Annotated in this window: 15 protein-coding genes and 1 tRNA gene; 5 read left to right on the forward strand and 11 right to left on the reverse strand. The window is 42.6% G+C overall.

All coding sequences use genetic code 11. From position 1 onward, the window contains the following. Positions 1 to 3 precede the first annotated feature (3 nt). The 10 genes from L1068_RS05645 to L1068_RS05690 form a co-directional block, all read right to left on the reverse strand. Positions 4 to 1,086: a hypothetical protein gene (locus L1068_RS05645; RefSeq protein WP_237129435.1), complete on the reverse strand. Its 1,083-nt coding sequence runs from the start codon at positions 1,084 to 1,086 to the stop codon at positions 4 to 6. Beyond that, a complete protein-coding gene (nlpI, locus tag L1068_RS05650; RefSeq protein WP_010559793.1) occupies positions 1,083 to 1,985 on the reverse strand; it encodes a lipoprotein NlpI in 903 nt (300 codons plus the stop codon). The genes L1068_RS05645 and nlpI overlap by 4 nt, the downstream gene beginning before the upstream one ends. A 95-nt stretch (positions 1,986 to 2,080) precedes the next feature. Continuing rightward, positions 2,081 to 4,210 carry a polyribonucleotide nucleotidyltransferase gene (gene pnp / locus L1068_RS05655; protein WP_237129436.1) on the reverse strand — a complete coding sequence of 710 codons (2,130 nt, stop codon included), beginning with the start codon at positions 4,208 to 4,210 and terminating at the stop codon, positions 2,081 to 2,083. 325 nt (positions 4,211 to 4,535) lie between these two features. Beyond that, positions 4,536 to 4,802 (reverse strand): 30S ribosomal protein S15, encoded by a 267-nt coding sequence (gene rpsO / locus L1068_RS05660; RefSeq protein WP_010559791.1) that lies wholly within the window; start codon positions 4,800 to 4,802, stop codon positions 4,536 to 4,538. Between the two features lie 129 nt (positions 4,803 to 4,931). Then, positions 4,932 to 5,870, reverse strand: coding sequence for a tRNA pseudouridine(55) synthase TruB (gene truB, locus L1068_RS05665; protein ID WP_237129437.1), 939 nt, complete (start codon positions 5,868 to 5,870; stop codon positions 4,932 to 4,934). Beyond that, positions 5,870 to 6,268, reverse strand: a complete 399-nt coding sequence (gene rbfA / locus L1068_RS05670; RefSeq protein ID WP_010559789.1) for a 30S ribosome-binding factor RbfA — start codon at positions 6,266 to 6,268, stop codon at positions 5,870 to 5,872. The genes truB and rbfA overlap by 1 nt, the downstream gene beginning before the upstream one ends. Positions 6,269 to 6,361: 93 nt before the next feature. Beyond that, a complete protein-coding gene (gene infB / locus L1068_RS05675; protein WP_237129438.1) occupies positions 6,362 to 9,016 on the reverse strand; it encodes a translation initiation factor IF-2 in 2,655 nt (884 codons plus the stop codon). A 24-nt stretch (positions 9,017 to 9,040) separates the two neighbouring features. After that, positions 9,041 to 10,540, reverse strand: a complete 1,500-nt coding sequence (nusA, locus tag L1068_RS05680) for a transcription termination factor NusA (protein ID WP_054980069.1) — start codon at positions 10,538 to 10,540, stop codon at positions 9,041 to 9,043. A gap of 35 nt (positions 10,541 to 10,575) precedes the next feature. Continuing rightward, positions 10,576 to 11,031 carry a ribosome maturation factor RimP gene (gene rimP, locus L1068_RS05685; RefSeq protein ID WP_010559786.1) on the reverse strand — a complete coding sequence of 152 codons (456 nt, stop codon included), beginning with the start codon at positions 11,029 to 11,031 and terminating at the stop codon, positions 10,576 to 10,578. Between the two features lie 221 nt (positions 11,032 to 11,252). Continuing rightward, a tRNA-Met gene (locus L1068_RS05690) sits at positions 11,253 to 11,329 on the reverse strand. A gap of 295 nt (positions 11,330 to 11,624) precedes the next feature. Here L1068_RS05690 and L1068_RS05695 point away from each other — a divergent pair. The 3 genes from L1068_RS05695 (at position 11,625) to L1068_RS05705 (ending at position 14,315) form a co-directional block, all read left to right on the forward strand. Further along, a complete protein-coding gene (locus tag L1068_RS05695; RefSeq protein ID WP_237129439.1) occupies positions 11,625 to 12,398 on the forward strand; it encodes a delta-class carbonic anhydrase in 774 nt (257 codons plus the stop codon). Between the two features lie 299 nt (positions 12,399 to 12,697). Then, positions 12,698 to 13,600 carry a DMT family transporter gene (locus tag L1068_RS05700; protein WP_237129440.1) on the forward strand — a complete coding sequence of 301 codons (903 nt, stop codon included), beginning with the start codon at positions 12,698 to 12,700 and terminating at the stop codon, positions 13,598 to 13,600. Then, on the forward strand, positions 13,593 to 14,315 hold the full coding sequence (locus L1068_RS05705; RefSeq protein ID WP_237129441.1) for a Sir2 family NAD-dependent protein deacetylase: 723 nt from the start codon (positions 13,593 to 13,595) through the stop codon (positions 14,313 to 14,315). The genes L1068_RS05700 and L1068_RS05705 overlap by 8 nt, the downstream gene beginning before the upstream one ends. Here the strand turns inward: L1068_RS05705 and L1068_RS05710 are convergent. Continuing rightward, on the reverse strand, positions 14,312 to 16,249 hold the full coding sequence (locus L1068_RS05710; protein WP_237129442.1) for an ATP-dependent DNA helicase RecQ: 1,938 nt from the start codon (positions 16,247 to 16,249) through the stop codon (positions 14,312 to 14,314). The genes L1068_RS05705 and L1068_RS05710 overlap by 4 nt on opposite strands. Before the next feature lie 117 nt (positions 16,250 to 16,366). Here L1068_RS05710 and L1068_RS05715 point away from each other — a divergent pair, with 117 nt between their 5' ends. Continuing rightward, positions 16,367 to 16,738: a nuclear transport factor 2 family protein gene (locus L1068_RS05715; RefSeq protein WP_237129443.1), complete on the forward strand. Its 372-nt coding sequence runs from the start codon at positions 16,367 to 16,369 to the stop codon at positions 16,736 to 16,738. A gap of 45 nt (positions 16,739 to 16,783) precedes the next feature. Further along, a complete protein-coding gene (locus tag L1068_RS05720) occupies positions 16,784 to 17,269 on the forward strand; it encodes a DUF1543 domain-containing protein (protein WP_237129467.1) in 486 nt (161 codons plus the stop codon). Positions 17,270 to 17,583: the final 314 nt, after the last annotated feature.

The following is a 17,583-nucleotide window of genomic DNA, read 5'->3' on the forward strand; positions in this document are numbered from 1 at the left end:
TAACTACAAGCTGTTAAATTGGCTCATAGCCTGTTTTAGCCAAGTTTCGTATAAATTTGGTAGTGGCAGGTCAAGCAGCTCTAAGTTTGAGGTTGATTTAACCGGCTTGTACGCCTGCCCCTCTGCCTGATTACAGGTGTTGGTTAAATACCAAGTGTGCCCTTCAACTTTTAGCGTGCTGGCAATTTCTTTTTTCTTTGGCACCACAATTAAGTTTTTAGCAATGCGAGTTGGTTTCGTCACATTGCACAGTCGCTTTGCCAATTGCTTTTTAAGTGGATACTCGTCAATAAAACCATACAAGTGCATTAATTCATGCAGTAACACGCGCTCTGATTGTTGAGAACGCATAAAAACAAAATTACCCGATGCGTTAGCAATACCCAGTTCGCTAAAAAACGCAATTTTATCGTACGAAAGCTGTGAAAACGCTTTTTTATCACGTATTTCGCAACGTATGCGTGTACCGGCTGCCCCATCACATTGCAATTTAGAACGATCAAAATAAACAGGCTGACTTAAACACACGGGCAACGAAAACGCTTTTTCAAAACGCTGCTTTAGCTGAGTGACCTGGTTGTAAGCCTTAAAATCAGTTACCGCTAGCATTATCTTTTGCGTGCATTGCTCGTTTTTATAAATCGGCACTAATTGATGCGCTGTTGCCGCAAGCGGTAAACCAAGTGCCATTGCAACGCGAGTCTGTTGCTTGTGTGTTAGCGGCCAAGGAAAATCATGCAGCGCTTGCCATTGCTCGGCTTCTTCATAATGGGCAGCTAACTGTTCTCTTGCAATCAGTGAGCCCTGCTTTGCCGCATTAATTAAAGTCGACTGGTACAAATGTTGGTTATTTGAAAACTCATTGGCAAGCAGCGCCATCGCATCGGCATTTTGATTATTGGCATAAACGCGTAAATGAGCGATTGAATGGTGATAAGTTTGCACATTTGGCAATATTGCGCGCTCTGCCAAGGTTGCATAATGCGGGTTAGGAAAAGCAGAAAACGCCTGTAGCAGGCGTTTTTCGTTATAACAGTAACTTGAAGTAAGAAAGCTACTTAAAAAGAGGACCGTTAACCACTTCACTGTATTTCGTCAGGTGTTTGCTCGTCACTGTATAGTAAACGTAGCTCTAAGCGAGCATATTTATATTCAACAAATTCATACACGTTAGTTGCCATTGCCAAATTAAAATAATCTTCCGCTTTAAGCGGCTTATTATCGGCTACGGCATCTTTTGCCAGGTAGAAATACGCTTCACATAAACGCTCTAAGTACTCACGGTGGCTGGTTAAGTCTTTTTGCACATTAAGTAATAAATCGCGCTCGCTTAGCTCACCTAAAAAGTATTGTACAAGCTGATACGACCAACGTGATTTATCGAGTTTTTCAGCATGTTGCTGTAACTCGGTTAGCGCGCGCGTTGCATCAACTTCTCGCGTTGCTAAGTAAACCCATACAGCACGATATGAATCGCTATCGTCAGCATTTAAGAATTTTTTTAAGTCGCGCTCTGCTAAATCGGGGCGCGAACCGTAGTAAAGTGCAATACCTCGGTTTAAATAAGCATACTGATGTTCTGGTAATAGCTCTATTACTGCATCAAAGCTTTCATAGGCTTGTTCATACTGCATCGCTAAGGTGTAGTAAATTCCAGTAAAATTATACACTTCAGCAAAATCAGGCTTTAGCTTTAACGCATAGTTAAAATCAAGACGAGCGAGTGTTGATAAACCAACGCTATCGTATAGTGCACCGCGTTTATGATGCAGTGCAGCACGTTGCTCGGTGGTAATTTCAGGGCTATTTAGCGCTTGATTAATACGTGCAATTTCCAACTCTTTACGGAAGTCGTGTTGTAATGGACCCGCAAAAGGCACATTAACAACCGGGTGGTCGCCCTGTTCAACATCATTTGTCGCCTGACAGCCGACTAGGCTCGCGCCTATCGCTAAAGTTGCAAGAAGCCGTTTCAATTTATTCACTAAAATCTATCCTTAAAATTAACTACTCTGCTATTAGAGCATAAAAAAAGGGGCTATTCAGCCCCTTTTTTATCGCTAAGTCTTATTTAATCGACTTATTCTTCTGATGCTTTTTCTTCAGCTGGTGCATCGTCTTTTTTAAGCGCTTCTTTAATGCTTAGACGTACACGGCCTTGGCGGTCAACTTCAAGTACTTTAACTTGTACTTCGTCGCCTACTTTTAGGTGATCTGCTACGTTGTTTACACGCTCTTCACTGATTTGTGAAATGTGAACTAAGCCATCTTTACCTGGTAGTACGTTAACAAATGCACCGAAGTCTACGATACGAACAACTTTACCAGAGTAGATAGTACCTACTTCTAGTTCTGCTGTTAATTGCTCAACACGTGCGATTGCAGCGCGTGCGCTTTCGCCGTTCGTTGCAGCAATTTTAACTGTACCGTCATCTTCGATTTCGATTGTTGTGCCCGTTTCTTCAGTAAGTGCACGGATTGTTGCGCCACCTTTACCGATAACATCAGCAATTTTCTTAGGCGGAATGTTAACAACGTAGATACGCGGTGCAAACTCAGAAAGCTCTTCGCTTGGCTTATCGATTGCTTGGTCCATTACTGAAAGAATGTGCATACGAGCCGCTTTTGCTTGGTTAAGCGCGATTTGCATGATTTCTTTGTTGATACCTTCAATCTTGATATCCATTTGTAGTGCAGTTACACCTTCTGATGAACCCGCTACTTTAAAGTCCATATCACCTAAGTGATCTTCATCACCTAAGATGTCAGAAAGAACAACAAAGTCGTCGCCTTCTTTCACTAGACCCATTGCGATACCAGCAACAGATGCTTTAGTTGGTACACCTGCGTTCATAAGAGCCAGTGAAGTACCACATACTGATGCCATTGAAGAAGAACCGTTTGATTCAGTGATTTCAGAAACCACACGAATTGAGTATGGGAATTCTTCAAGGCTTGGCATTACTGCAGCAATACCACGCTTCGCTAGGTTACCGTGACCGATTTCACGACGCTTAGGTGAACCTACAAAACCAGTTTCACCAACACAGTATGGAGGGAAGTTATAGTGAAGCATGAAACGATCAGTCTTAGTACCTGTTAGGTCGTCGATCATTTGTGCGTCACGTTCTGTACCAAGTGTTGCTGTTACAAGTGCTTGCGTTTCACCACGAGTGAAGATAGCTGAACCGTGAGTACGTGGAAGTACACCCGTCATTACGTCTAGTGCACGAACCATGTCTGGTTCACGACCGTCGATACGCTTTTCGCCAGCAATGATGCGGCCACGTACGGTTTTCTTCTCTAGAGAACCGAATAGTTTGCCTACTTCTTGCTCGTCTAGTGATTCGTCTTCTGATAGTTCTGCAGTTAGTTTTTCAACAACTTCAGCTTTTGCAGCAGAAATTGCTTCTTTACGTGCTACTTTGTCAGTGATTAAGTAAGCTGCGCCTACTTTCTCTTCTGCAATCGCTGCAATCTTGTCAGCAAGTGTTACGTTCTTTTCTGGTGCAGTCCAATCCCATGCTGGCTTACCCGCTTCAGCTTGGAATTCATTGATTGCTTTAATCGCTGCTTGTGATTGCTCGTGGCCGTATACAACCGCACCAAGCATCACGTCTTCAGAAAGCACTTCCGCTTCTGATTCAACCATAAGTACTGCGTTTTCAGTACCTGCAACAACTAGGTCTAGTTTACTTTCAACTAACTCTGTTGCTGATGGGTTAAGTACGTATTGGTCATTGATATAACCAACGCGCGCTGCACCAAGTGGACCATTGAATGGAATACCTGAAATAGCTAGCGCTGCAGAAGTACCGATTAACGTTACGATGTCAGGCTTGATTTCTGGGTCAATTGAAACAACTGTAGCAATTACTTGTACTTCGTTTACGAAACCATCTGGGAAAAGTGGACGGATTGGACGGTCAATTAGACGTGCTGTAAGTGTTTCGCCATCGCTTGGACGACCTTCACGCTTAAGGAAACCACCTGGAATACGACCAGCAGCGTACATACGCTCTTGGTAGTTAACTGTTAGTGGGAAGAAATCTTGACCAGGTGCCGCTTCGCGCTTACCTACTACTGATACAAGTACTGCTGTATCACCGATGCTCGCGATAACTGCTGCATCTGCTTGACGAGCAACTGCGCCCGTCTCTAAGGTCACTTCATGTTGACCAAACTGAAATTTTTTAATAATTGGTTGCATTAAAAAATCCTTTATTTTGTATAGCTATTTGAATAACACCAATTACAGTAGTTAATCGTATTTGGCGATAAATCAAGCGCGCAAAATCGATTAACTACTACAATTGGCATCAGTTTATTAAGTGAATGATTTAGCGTTGTTTAGCACCAAGCATTTCACTTGTGCGCTAGTATACTGCATAGCGCGAAAGATGGTAGTGTCACGGCATAAAAAAGCAGCCTATGTCATGCTTTTTTATGCCAAATGGCAAGGCATTAATCTTATATATTGTTAAATTTCAGGCACAAAAAAAGCAGCCGAAGCTGCTTTTTTGGCATCAAAGTGATTAGCGACGTAGGCCAAGCTCTTTGATTAGCGCTGAATAACGCTCAACGTCTTTACGCTTTAGGTAGTCAAGAAGGTTACGACGTTGACTTACTTTGCGAAGAAGACCACGACGTGAGTGGAAATCATGCTTGTGATCAGCGAAGTGACCTTGAAGCTTGTTGATATCGAAAGTTAAAAGTGCAACTTGTACTTCTGGTGAACCAGTATCGCCTTCAGCGCGTGCAAATTTAGCAACGATTTCAGCTTTTTCTTGAATGCTTAGCATTGTTAGACTCCAAAATTTAGTGAGTTAATTGAATTGACTTTAGCCGATCACTAATTCAGCCAAAGCGTTTAAGCTGGCGTATTCTACCAGCATTTAAAATTACTACAAGTAGCAGTAAATACTTTATTACTAAGCGTTAGATAATCCACGCTTAGATTTAAGTTGGCCGTCACTATTGCGCTCACCAATGCCCATAAAGCGGTTGTCGCTTTGACGGATGACTTTAAACTCACCGTCGGGTAGGTTTGGCATCGTTGCCGCCTGACCATGACTAAATGCTTTCGCCTGCCCATCGGTTACCATCACTTCTGTCATACCATGTAATGCGCTATCCATTGGCAATAATAATGGATCAAGCTTTTCACTTGGTGTGATGTCATTTGCTTTTGCGTCATCAAGAATCGCTTGTAATTCATCAAGCGTCATCATTTGTTCAGCCGGATAATGACCCACGGCACTGCGATGCAGCATAATAACGTGTGCGCCACAGCCTAGCTTTTCACCTAAATCGTCAACAATAGTGCGAATGTAAGTACCTTTACTCACATGCGCGGTCATTTGAATTTCGTTATTGTCAAAATCAACTTCGTCTAGGATTAAACTAAACACATTGATTTTACGGCATTTACGTGGCACTTCGATGCCTTGTCTTGCGTAGTAATATAAAGGTTTGCCTTCATATTTCAGCGCCGAGTACATCGATGGGTATTGGTCTGATTCGCCTTCAAATGATTTCACCGCATCAACTAACTGCTGCTTAGTGATATTAACTGGCTTAGTTTCAACAATTTCGCCATCTGAGTCTGAGGTGTCAGTACGTTCGCCCAACTTAGCACGCACTACATAGGTTTTATCAGTGTCTAACAAAAACTGTGAAAACTTGGTCGCTTCACCAAAACAAATTGGCAACATGCCTGTTGCCAATGGATCAAGTGCACCGGTATGCCCTGCTTTTTGCGCAAAGTAAATGCCTTTGGCAATTTGCAATGCTTTACTTGATGAAATACCGGTTGGTTTGTTTAACAGTAAAATGCCGTCAATTGCACGACCTTTTTGCCTACGTCCCATTAGTCTTCTTGACCTTCTTGCGGTTCATCGCCACGCTTTTCGTTGTCGTCGCGAATTACTTGGTCAACTAAATTCGAAATGCGCATACCTTCTAATAATGAAGTATCCATTACGAACTTAATTTCAGGCACGATACGTGCGCGAATGCGTTTACCAAGTAATGAACGTACAAAGCCCTGTGCTTCGCCTAAAATTTTCATGATCAGCTTTGACTTTTCTTCGTCGTGATCATTAAGCGTTGTAACAAACACTTTGGCGTACGATAAATCACGTGATACTTCTACTGCGCTCACAGTGATCATACCAAGACGTGGATCTTTAATTTCACGTTGTAAAATAAGTGCCACTTCTTTTTGGATCTGTTGACCCACTCTATCTGTACGAGAAAATTCTCTCATAAACTTTTCTTATTCCTCTTAAATACTATTTGAGAAAATAGCATAAAGGGGGCATAAAGCCCCCAAAGAATTATCTAATTATTGAAGTGAAAGTTACAGGCTACGCTGAACTTCAACAACTTCAAATACTTCGATTTGGTCACCAACTTTAACGTCGTTGTAGTTCTTAACACCGATACCACATTCCATACCGTTACGAACGTCAGCAACGTCATCTTTAAAGCGGCGTAGTGATTCAAGTTCACCTTCGTAGATAACAACGTTATCACGTAGAACACGAATTGGGTTATTGCGCTTAACAATACCTTCAGTAACCATACAACCAGCGATTGCACCAATTTTCGGTGACTTAAACACGTCACGTACTTCAGCAAGACCAATGATCTCTTGCTTGAATTCTGGTGCAAGCATACCTGACATTGCTTGCTTAACTTCATCGATAAGGTCGTAGATTACGCTGTAGTAACGTAAGTCTAGGTTTTCGCTATCGATTACTTTACGTGCTGAAACGTCGGCACGTACGTTAAAGCCAACAACGATTGCGTTTGACGCTGCTGCAAGTGTTGCATCAGTTTCAGTGATACCACCAACACCAGTACCAACAATCTTAACTTTAACTTCATCTGTAGAAAGCTTAACAAGTGCATCAGAGATTGCTTCTACTGAACCTTGTACGTCTGCTTTAAGTACTACGTTCACTTCAGACACATCACCTTCGGTCATGTTAGAGAACATGTTTTCAAGCTTGGCTTTCTGCTGACGTGCAAGTTTCACATCACGGAATTTACCTTGACGGTAAAGTGCAACTTCACGTGCTTTACGCTCGTCTTTAACAACTGTTGCTTCATCACCAGCCGCAGGCACACCTGAAAGACCTAGAATCTCAACAGGGATTGACGGACCCGCTTCTTTAATTTCTTTACCATCTTCGTCGCGCATTGCACGAACACGGCCGTACTCTAAACCACACAGTACGATATCGCCTTGCTTAAGCGTACCCGCTTGAACAAGTACAGAAGCAACAGGACCACGACCTTTATCTAGACGTGATTCAATCACCACACCCGATGCCATGCCTTCATGAACAGCTGTTAGCTCAAGTAGCTCTGATTGCATTAGAATTGCTTCTAATAAATCATCAACACCAGTACCTACTTTCGCTGAGATATGAACAAACTGTACATCACCACCCCAGTCTTCAGGGATTACATCGTGCTGTGAAAGCTCATTCTTAACGCGATCTGGATCTGCGCCTTCTTTATCGATTTTGTTCACTGCAACAATCAGTGGTACTTCAGCTGCTTTCGCGTGCTGTACCGCTTCGATTGTTTGTGGCATTACGCCATCGTCTGCTGCAACTACAAGTACTACGATATCCGTTGCTTTCGCACCACGAGCACGCATTGAAGTAAACGCTGCGTGACCCGGAGTATCTAGGAAAGTGATCATGCCGTTGTCTGTTTCAACGTGGTATGCACCAATGTGCTGTGTAATACCACCGGCTTCACCATCTACTACGTTCTTAGAACGGATGTAATCAAGTGTTGATGTTTTACCATGGTCAACGTGACCCATAACTGTAACAACTGGGGCACGTGGCGCTTGCTCGCCATCTGCACCACGATCTGAAAGTACTTTCTCTTCCAGCTCGTTTTCTTTAACCAATACAACTTTGTGACCCATTTCTTCAGCAACAAGTGATGCTGTTTCTTGGTCTAGTACTTGGTTAATTGTTACCATTTCGCCCATTTTCATCATGGTCTTGATAACTTCAGTGCCTTTAACCGCCATACGAGAAGCAAGTTCTGCTACTGTGATTGTTTCGCTGATGCGAACGTCTCGCGTTACTTCTTGCGTTGGCTTTTGGAAACCGTGCTGCAGTGACTGAGGCGCTTTAAGCTTGCCTTTTTTACCTGCTTTACCTTTACCACGTGGTGCAGGTGCATCTTCTTTTTTCTTTTTCTTTTTGCCTGAACGACGTGCAGTTTGCTCTTCTTTCATGTCAGACTCGTCTTCAGCAAGACGCGCTGCTTCAGATGAAGTGCTGTGGTAATCAGCCGTTTCTTCACGACGTTTACGCTCTTCTTCTTCCGCTTTCCAGCGCGCTTCGTTTTCTTCTGCTAAACGCTTTGCCTCTTCTTCAGCACGCTTTGCTTCTTCTTCAACTTTACGCTTCGCCGCTTCTTCAGCTTCGCGTTGAAGACGCTCTTCTTCCGCTTTTTCTTCAGCGGTCAGCTTAGGTGCTTCAGGTGCTTTTGCTTTTGGCTCAGCATTCGCTTCTGCTTTTGCTTTACGCTCAGCTTCTTCTTTTGCTTTGCGTTCTGCTTCTTGCTTCGCTTTCAATTCAGCCTCTTGCTTTGCTTTTAACTCTGCTTCTTGCTGTGCTTGTTGCTCAGCTTCGATACGTGCCTGCTCTGCTGCTTGCTCAGCTGCCTGCTCTTCTAGTGCACTTTTCTTAACATAAGTGCGCTTTTTACGTACTTCTACTTGCACTGACTTAGCTTTGCCTGAGCCACTTGGCACACTTAATGTACTTTTGCTCTTACGCTGTAATGTCATACGCGTTGGTGCACTTGTACCTTCACCACCATGTGCGCGGCTTAAATGATCTAGTAACTGATTCTTTTCATCTTCAGTAACTTGATCTGACGGAGATTTCTCAATTCCAGCGTCTTTAAACTGTTGCACTAGTTTATCAACAGTTGTACCTATGTCGCTGGCGAGTTTATCAATACTTACTTCTGCCATTATTTACTTTACCTCCGTCAATAATTATTCGTCGCCAAACCAGCAAATATTACGTGCAGCCATGATTAGCTCACCCGCTTGTTCTTCGCTTAGTTCAGTAATGTCTACAAGTTCGTCCACACCTTGCTCTGCAAGATCTTCAAGGGTAACTACACCTTTGCTCGCCATTACGAATGCGAGGTGACGATCTAGGCCTTCTAAGCCCAATAAGTCTTCTGCCGGCTCTGAACCTTCTAGAGACTCTTCTGTTTTAAGTGCTTGCGTAGTTAACGCAGCCTTTGCGCGCTCGCGAAGTTCTTCAACCGTTGCTTCATCTAAACCTTGGATTTCAAGGAATTCAGCTACAGGTACATACGCTACTTCTTCAAGTGAAGAGAAGCCTTCTTGAATTAAGAACTGTGCGAAATCGTCGTCGATATCCAGACCTTCAGTGAATAATGAGATCAGCTTGTCTGACTCTTCTTCATTTTTCTTCTGCATATCTTCAACTGTCATTACGTTTAGTTCCCAGCCAGTTAATTGGCTTGCTAAACGTACGTTTTGACCATTACGGCCAATCGCTTGCGCTAGATTATCGGCTTCTACTGCGATATCCATTGAACGCGAATCTTCATCAACAACAATTGACGCTACCTCTGCAGGTGCCATTGCGTTAATTACATATTGCGCTGGGTTATCATCATAAAGCACGATATCAATTCGTTCGTTTGATAGCTCAGTTGATACGGCTTGTACACGTGCACCACGCATACCCACACACGCACCTACTGGATCAATACGCTTGTCGTTTGACTTAACCGCAATCTTGGCACGTGAACCTGGATCGCGCGCTGCAGATTTAATTTCAATCATCTCTTCGCCAATTTCTGGCACTTCGATGCGGAAAAGTTCAATAAGCATGTCAGGCTTAGAACGCGTTACAAATAATTGTGCGCCGCGTGCTTCTGGCTTAACTGCATAAAGTAAACCACGTACACGGTCGCCCGGACGATGGTTTTCACGTGGTAACATGTCATCACGGTAAATAACCGCTTCAGCGTTATTACCTAAATCAAGTACGATTGCATCACGCGTTGCTTTTTTAACAACACCGGTGATCATCTCACCTTCTTGATCTTTGTATGCTTCAACAACTAATGCGCGCTCAGCTTCACGTACTTTCTGTACGATTACTTGCTTCGCTGTTTGTGTTGTAATACGGTCAAACTTAACTGATTCAATTTGTTCTTCGACAAAATCGCCAAGCTGGATTTCAGGTTCATCAACCTGCGCAGCTTCAAACGTAATCTCGCGGAAAGGATGCTCTAAACTGCCGTCTTCTTGTGGCTCTACCACCATCCAACGACGGAACGTATCGTATTCACCTGTTTTTTGGTCGATACTTACACGTACGTCAATATCACCTTCGTGCTTTTTCTTTGTCGCTGTCGCTAGTGCGAACTCTAGTGCTTCAAAAATTTTATCTCGTGGTACTGCTTTTTCATTCGAAACAGCTTCTGCCACCAAAAGTATTTCTTTTGCCATCTTCTTGCCTCGCTTGCCCTATTCCTTTCGCACGATTAAAACTTAGCGATGATGTTCGCTTTTTCAACATTCGATAACATGATCATACAATCCGTACCGTCGATGTTAAGCGTAATCATATCGCCATTAACCTGGGTTAAGTCGCCTTTAAAATTGCGGCGACCGTCTTGTGGAAGCTTAGTGCGTAAACGCACTTCTTCACCTGTGGCTTTAACAAAGTGTTCTGGTTTAAATAATGGTCTGTCAATGCCTGGCGAAGATACTTCCAAGTTAAATTCATTCGTTATCGGATCTTCAACGTCTAAGATAGCGCTAATTTGTCTGCTGACATCGGCACAGTTATCTACATTTACGCCGTTTTCATGATCGATATACACGCGCAGCGTCGAATTGCGGCCCGCTTGCGCCAACTCTAAGCCCAATAATTCAAAGCCCATATCTTCAATGGTAGGCTCAAACATCGCTATTAAATCTTGTTCGAGTTTAGTCACAACATCTCTCCGTACAAACAAAAAAAGGGCATATGCCCCAACTTCTAGCGTTTCAGATACAACAACGCCCCGAACCAAGCGGGGCGTCACATCAAAAACTAATCTGTGTGGCCGTTGGCCAAGCTTGGTGCGGGTCGAAAACCAAATTAGGCAAATACTCTTTGCCTAAACGCAAAACGCGCATTAAGTAATGCGCGTAAGTTACAAAAGTAACAGGTAGTTGGTTGCGGGAGCCGGATTTGAACCGACGACCTTCGGGTTATGAGCCCGACGAGCTACCAGGCTGCTCCATCCCGCGCCAATGACTACTTAATTAGTCACGCTGTGCACGACTAAAAATATGGTGAGGATTATAAGCTTCCATAAGTCAATAAGCAACCTCTTATCAAGCTTTTATTGTTGCGATAATGTTAAATAAAAAACAATTAAAAAAATCATTAAATTCACAAAAAGCCATAAACGCCGTGCTACACTCGCGCTCCCCTGAAAAATAACCATACGTTGTCACCACCGCCTATTTGCCAAAAGCCAATGCTTTTGCAGCGGTATAAGTGCGTTGCGTATGCCAACACAACTTTTTAAGGGAAACCATAATGATAAAAAAAGCACTTTTTTCAGCCATCGCATTGAGCTTTGCCACGACAACACTTGCCGATACCTGTGAGGGCTTTGGTCCGCAAACACCACGCGATATTGATAACCTAGTTGGCGAAAATAAAGTGATTTTCAGCAAAGCACCAGCTAAAGAACAGCTTAACTTATGTAATATCCACTTCCATAAAAATGCCGAACACAAAGCAAAGGACTTTTCTTTATTTGCAGGTGACGGTAAATATGGTGGTTACCAATGTAATGTATCAAAATCACTTAGTGCCGCTGAATTAAAAGCGCCAAAAGGTAAAATTTGTAAAGGCTTAAAACCGGGTGACACCATTGAAGTGCACTGGGTACACACCTCATGCGATGTTAAACCGGGTAAAGGTTTAGGTTCATGTTTAAGTGAAAAATGTGCAAATCCAGACTTACGCGTAGAAACTCAAGTATTTACCTTAGTAAATGATGACGATGCACTGGATTTTAACGACTTAAGCTACGACGGCAATGTCGTAAACGGTTATCACCAAGCTAAACACATTCCAAATAACACAGGTGCGCCAGTTGAGTTTTTAGGTTCAACTACAGGCCCAAGCTTTAGCGAAAAATCATGTTCACCACTTCAAGTTACATGGAATGTGCGTCCACAATGTGCAAAGCTGAACATCAACACTATAGGTAAATGGTGTGAAGCGAATGTATTTGAAGAAGATCACGCGCATGGCGTGCGTCAGTTAGTAACCAATCCAACGTTATTAGCGCCAATTAACTAAGTTTTCGTTAAACGCGTACATAGCTTGTTACATTTGTTTTATAAAGGGTAATTTAATTACCCTTTATTCTGCTTGACTTCATACCCATTCCAAACGACTCTATAACTTCTTAAACGAATACTTACATTGAAAACAAATGACACTCTTTAACTCGCATCTAGTATGGAATACATGGCAGGCCAACACGGTCAATGCCCTGCTACGTCGTACTTAACGCGGTTAAATGATTTAACCGCAGGTAAAAGCGGTTAGTCACTCCCCCCTCACTTCTTTTATCTGCCAAATTTAGGAACGCTATTATGCCTGTTAAGGTATCGTATTTTTTTGTCGTGCTAATTTGGTCAACCACACCGCTTGGCATTGTATGGAGCAGTGATTCTATTCCACCCACCATGGCGGTATTTTTGCGCATGTTAATCGCCCTAGTACTCGGTGCATTTGTTATGGCGATTGCGAATATTCGCTTACCCTGGCATGGCAGAGCGATAAAGTTATACGCCTATTCAGCACTTGGCATTTATGGCGGCATGATGCTCAGTTACTTTGCAGCGCAGTCAGTGCCTTCTGGTGTTATCTCACTGGTGTTTGGCCTTGCTCCGATTTTATCGGGCTTGCTGGCGCAGCGTATTTTAAATGAAGCCAAGTTTAGCAAAGTAAAAGTGATTGCCTTAATGCTGTCAGTGTGTGGTTTAGCCTTAGTGTGTAAAGATCAACTCGCTGACGGTTCGGTATTTAATGTGGGTCTTTTGTGCGTGCTCGCTGCGGTGTGTTTCTTTAGTTTAAGCGGTGTGATGGTAAAAACCGTAAAACTGGCTATTCATCCAATGGCAACCACCTTTGGCGCACTCATTATTGCAACACCTTTATTTTTTATCACTTGGTTACTGGTGGATGGTACCTTTGCGCCAAGCAGTTGGAGTCATCGTGCCATCGCCTCAATTTTATATTTAGGTGTCTTTGGCTCACTACTTGGCTTTTTGGCGTATTTTCATGTGTTACAAAAGTTAGAAGCCAGCACGGTAGCCTTGATCACACTTATTACACCGGGATTTGCCATTGCACTGGGTACACTGTTAAACAATGAACCTCTGTCACTCTCATTAATTATTGGCGCGGTGATTATTGTCACTGGTCTTGGTTTATTTCAATTTGGCGATAAACTACTTAAAAGCAAAAAAAGAAGTGCATTGCGATATGACTAATACTTTATATATCACAGGAGCAGGCGTAAGTAGTGCCAGTGGTATACCAACCTTTCGCGGCGAAGATGGTTTTTGGACCATTGGCAGCAATAATTACACGCCACAAGAGATGGCAACCCGTGCCATGTATCAACATAATCCGGCGGAATTTTTGGCTTGGTATTACACGCGTTTTGTAACTTACCGCAACCACGGCCCTAACCAGGCACACTATTGGCTAGCCGACAAAAACCTAATCACGCAAAATATTGACGGCCTTGATGGCAAAGCGGGCAATCAAAATTACATTTCAATTCATGGACGCATTGATCACGTTACGCGCTATCATGAACAAGGGCCTGTTGTTGAACGTTTTAACGCGCCATGGCATGAAGTAGACGAACAAAATCTTAAAGCGTCTTTACTCGATATTTTTAAGATTTCAAAACACGGGCCAGAGCTCAATGTGTCACTAAAACCTTATGTTTTACTGTTTGATGAGTTTTATACCGATTTATACCAAATCACCGAGGCGCAAAACCGCATGTATAACGCCGATAAAATGGTATTTATCGGCACCTCGTTTAGTGTCAACATTACACAAATGGCGCTCGAAATGGCACGTCAAAATGCTATTCCAATTGAGATAGTTGACCCAAATCCCGCTCATGTATTACACAGCGATGTCACATATCACCAAATGACGGCGCTAGAATACATTGAAAAAGTAGGCTAGCGGTTTCGCGCTACTGCGCTTTTCACCAATTCAAATGGCACGGTATCGTATACCGCATACCCTGCCATTTTTGACGCTTTAACTTTAGTGAACACAGGTTGTGTTAAGCCTGTTAAAAATCGCGCTGCTAACGTATCGCTTAATTCAAACCCTTGCCCATTTAAGGCAATATCTAACGGTGCTAGATAATCGTTAATTTGATTTTCTACGAGCTGCTTTTGCGTATCGATGTAATTCAATTTAGCTGTCTGCCCACGGCACACACTGCAATGGCCGCAGGTGTTTGGTGCACCTTGGTCATCAAAATAGCGCGCCAAATTGTAACTTAAACACGTGTCTAGCTGAAAATAGCGCAACATGGTGTTGATACGCGCCACTTCGCTTTTTTCATTGCTCGCAAAATAATCTGTTAACTGACTAAGCAACTCATTGTTAGCTAATAAACTAGAATTAACCGCATAAACATCAACAAGCTGTTTGCTTTCAAGCTCAATATCGCTCTGCTCGTGTAAATACTCAAGTGCCGACAATATCCGCGAGCGGTCAAGCCCTGATTGCATGGCAAACTCGCTAACATCTATGCTGCCCCACTTTTTCTTAAAGTCAGTTGCATCAAATAACTGGTTTAAAAATGCTTGTCGCTCTCGGTTAAATTTGGCTAATACGCTTGCTTTATCCGATTTGAAAAAATAGCGGTACTCAGCAAAATAACTGTACTTGGCGGTTAGTAACCCTAACAACTCACATTGCACCAGCACCGTTTTTAACGTTAACTGGCGAATATTGGTTGTCTGTGACAGTGAATAAATTTGGCACTGCCATAAATTATCTTGGCTTTGCTCGCGAATGTCGTCAAAAAATCGCTGCAAACTTGTGGCTTCAGGCGTATCGCCGTAGACAAAGTTTTCAAGCGTAGTTACATCATCTAGATTACCCAATACGAAGCAATTAGATGGCTTACCGTCACGCCCCGCGCGACCAATTTCTTGCGAATAGTTTTCGATTGATTTCGGTAAATCATAATGCACCACAAAGCGAATATCGCTTTTATCAATACCCATACCAAAGGCAATGGTTGCAACAACCACTTGATTGTTGCTTTGCATAAACTGGTTTTGAATCATTTGACGTTGCTCAGCACCAAGGCCAGCATGATACGCAACCGCATTAATCCCCTGATTAGCAAGCATAGTTGCCACAGACTCTGCGGTTTGCTGCAACGTCACATACACAATGCCACAACCCTGTTGTGACTTTACAACATCCAATAGTTGCTGTGCTTTTTGCTCAGCAACTGCTGGGATCACTGATAAATCGAGATTATGACGATAAAAACCCGTTTGCACTATATGCTGTTGCTGGATTTGAAATTTAGCCGCCATATCCTGTTTTACTTTCTTTGTTGCGGTTGCCGTTAACAGTAATACCAGTGGAATATTCAGCTCTTCACGATACTGCGGCAGCTTCAGGTAATCAGGTCTAAAGTTATGGCCCCATTCCGAAATACAATGGGCTTCATCGACCACCAGCATAGAAATCGAAACCGAGTTAATAAACTGCCTAAACCGTTCATTTTTAAAGCGCTCTACCGACACCATAAGAATTTTAATTTCGCCCTGCCTTACGCGATTAACAACATCAAAGTAACTATCTTTATCAAGGCTCGAATCTAAACTTGCGGCTGCAATGCCTTTGCTATTGAGAAAGTCCACCTGATCTTTCATCAGTGCGAGCAAGGGCGATACCACTAAGGTTAAATGCGGTAACAAAAGCGCGGTAAGTTGGTAACACAAAGACTTACCTGAGCCGGTTGGAAATACAGCAAGGCTTGAATGGCCTGCTAAAAGCTGCGAAATGGTTTGTCCTTGTCCTTCGCGAAAAACATCAAAGTTAAAATGGTGTTTTAGCGCTTGCTGTAACTGTGTTTGATTCATTTGGGCTCACTGCAAAATAATAATGGGCTGGCAAGTACAAGTTTATCGCAAAATCATGTTGCGAAAGGTAAAACTTTACTACAATCGCGCTCTTTGAGCTAATGCAATCAATTTACAATGACTTATTCAGAGATAGAACAACAAACCATTGCCATCGTTGATAAGCAACTTGATGCCTACAATAACCGTGATATTGATGCGTTTGCCGCGACCTACCACGATGACGTAGAAATTCATGCATTTCCTGGCGGATTGCAGTACCAGGGCAAAGACGAATTAATTAAACGTTATGGTGCTAAGTTTGCCTCGCTAGTGTATTTAAATGCCACGTCGTTAAATCGTATTGTGAATGGTAGTTTTTTGGTCGATAAAGAGCGAGCCTGCAGCGCATCACACGACCCAAATATTATTGATACCGATGTAGTGGTGATTGCAAGCTACCAAATTGAAAACGGTTTAATTAAACGCGTATCGTTTATGCGTGACTAAAGCCTTCAAAAACTAACAAAAGGGTTAACTGTGAAACGACTATTTATGGTGTGCTTAGGCGGTAAAGTAAGCGGCTGCAATATCGAAATGCATGATATTCGATTTGTCGTAGGCGAAACCATAGAACAAACGTTTAACGTACTGAAGCAACAATGGTGTGGTGATAAAGCTAAGGTGCATATGGACAGCTACTGTGAAATAAAACACATCGACGGCTTTGAAATTTCGCTATCAGAGCACCCAGAGCCAAATCAACACACTCTGTTTTTTGTCAACTTAGGTGCGTATTACCCGGATCACATCATGGAGCAACACAGTTTTGAATTAATCGTGGCACAATCGCCCGAACACGCAAAACAAATCGCGCTTTCGCGTGTGCCGAACAATTTATCTAAACCACATAAAGACCGTTTAATGGCGGTGGATGATTTATTATCTGTCGACTTAATTGATGGATTTTATATCAAGTTAAACTACTCGGGTAAGCGCCAAACAATCAAACCAAATTGGTTTGGTTATCACCCACTATAACTACGACTATTTTCGTAAAAACTACCTGCTATTGCATTTCGAGCAAAAATTAACAAATCTAAATCACACTTTTGATCTCATGGTTTTGTATTAATTTCATAAAAACCAGACAAATGTCCTGTCATGAAAATTGTAAGCTATTGAAATATAGCTATTAACATCCATTTACATAGCTAACCTAGGTGGCAGACGAGCAATCTCCTTGCTTATAACCATTTACTATTAACTTATAGCTTTTTAGTAATTTATTAGTTTTTGTTTCACATTAAATTAACAATAGATCCTCATTTGGGTCCAAAATGGCAACATCACAA

Origin of the sequence: Pseudoalteromonas sp. MMG024, assembly GCF_021654175.1 — a bacterium.
GTDB lineage: Bacteria > Pseudomonadota > Gammaproteobacteria > Enterobacterales > Alteromonadaceae > Pseudoalteromonas.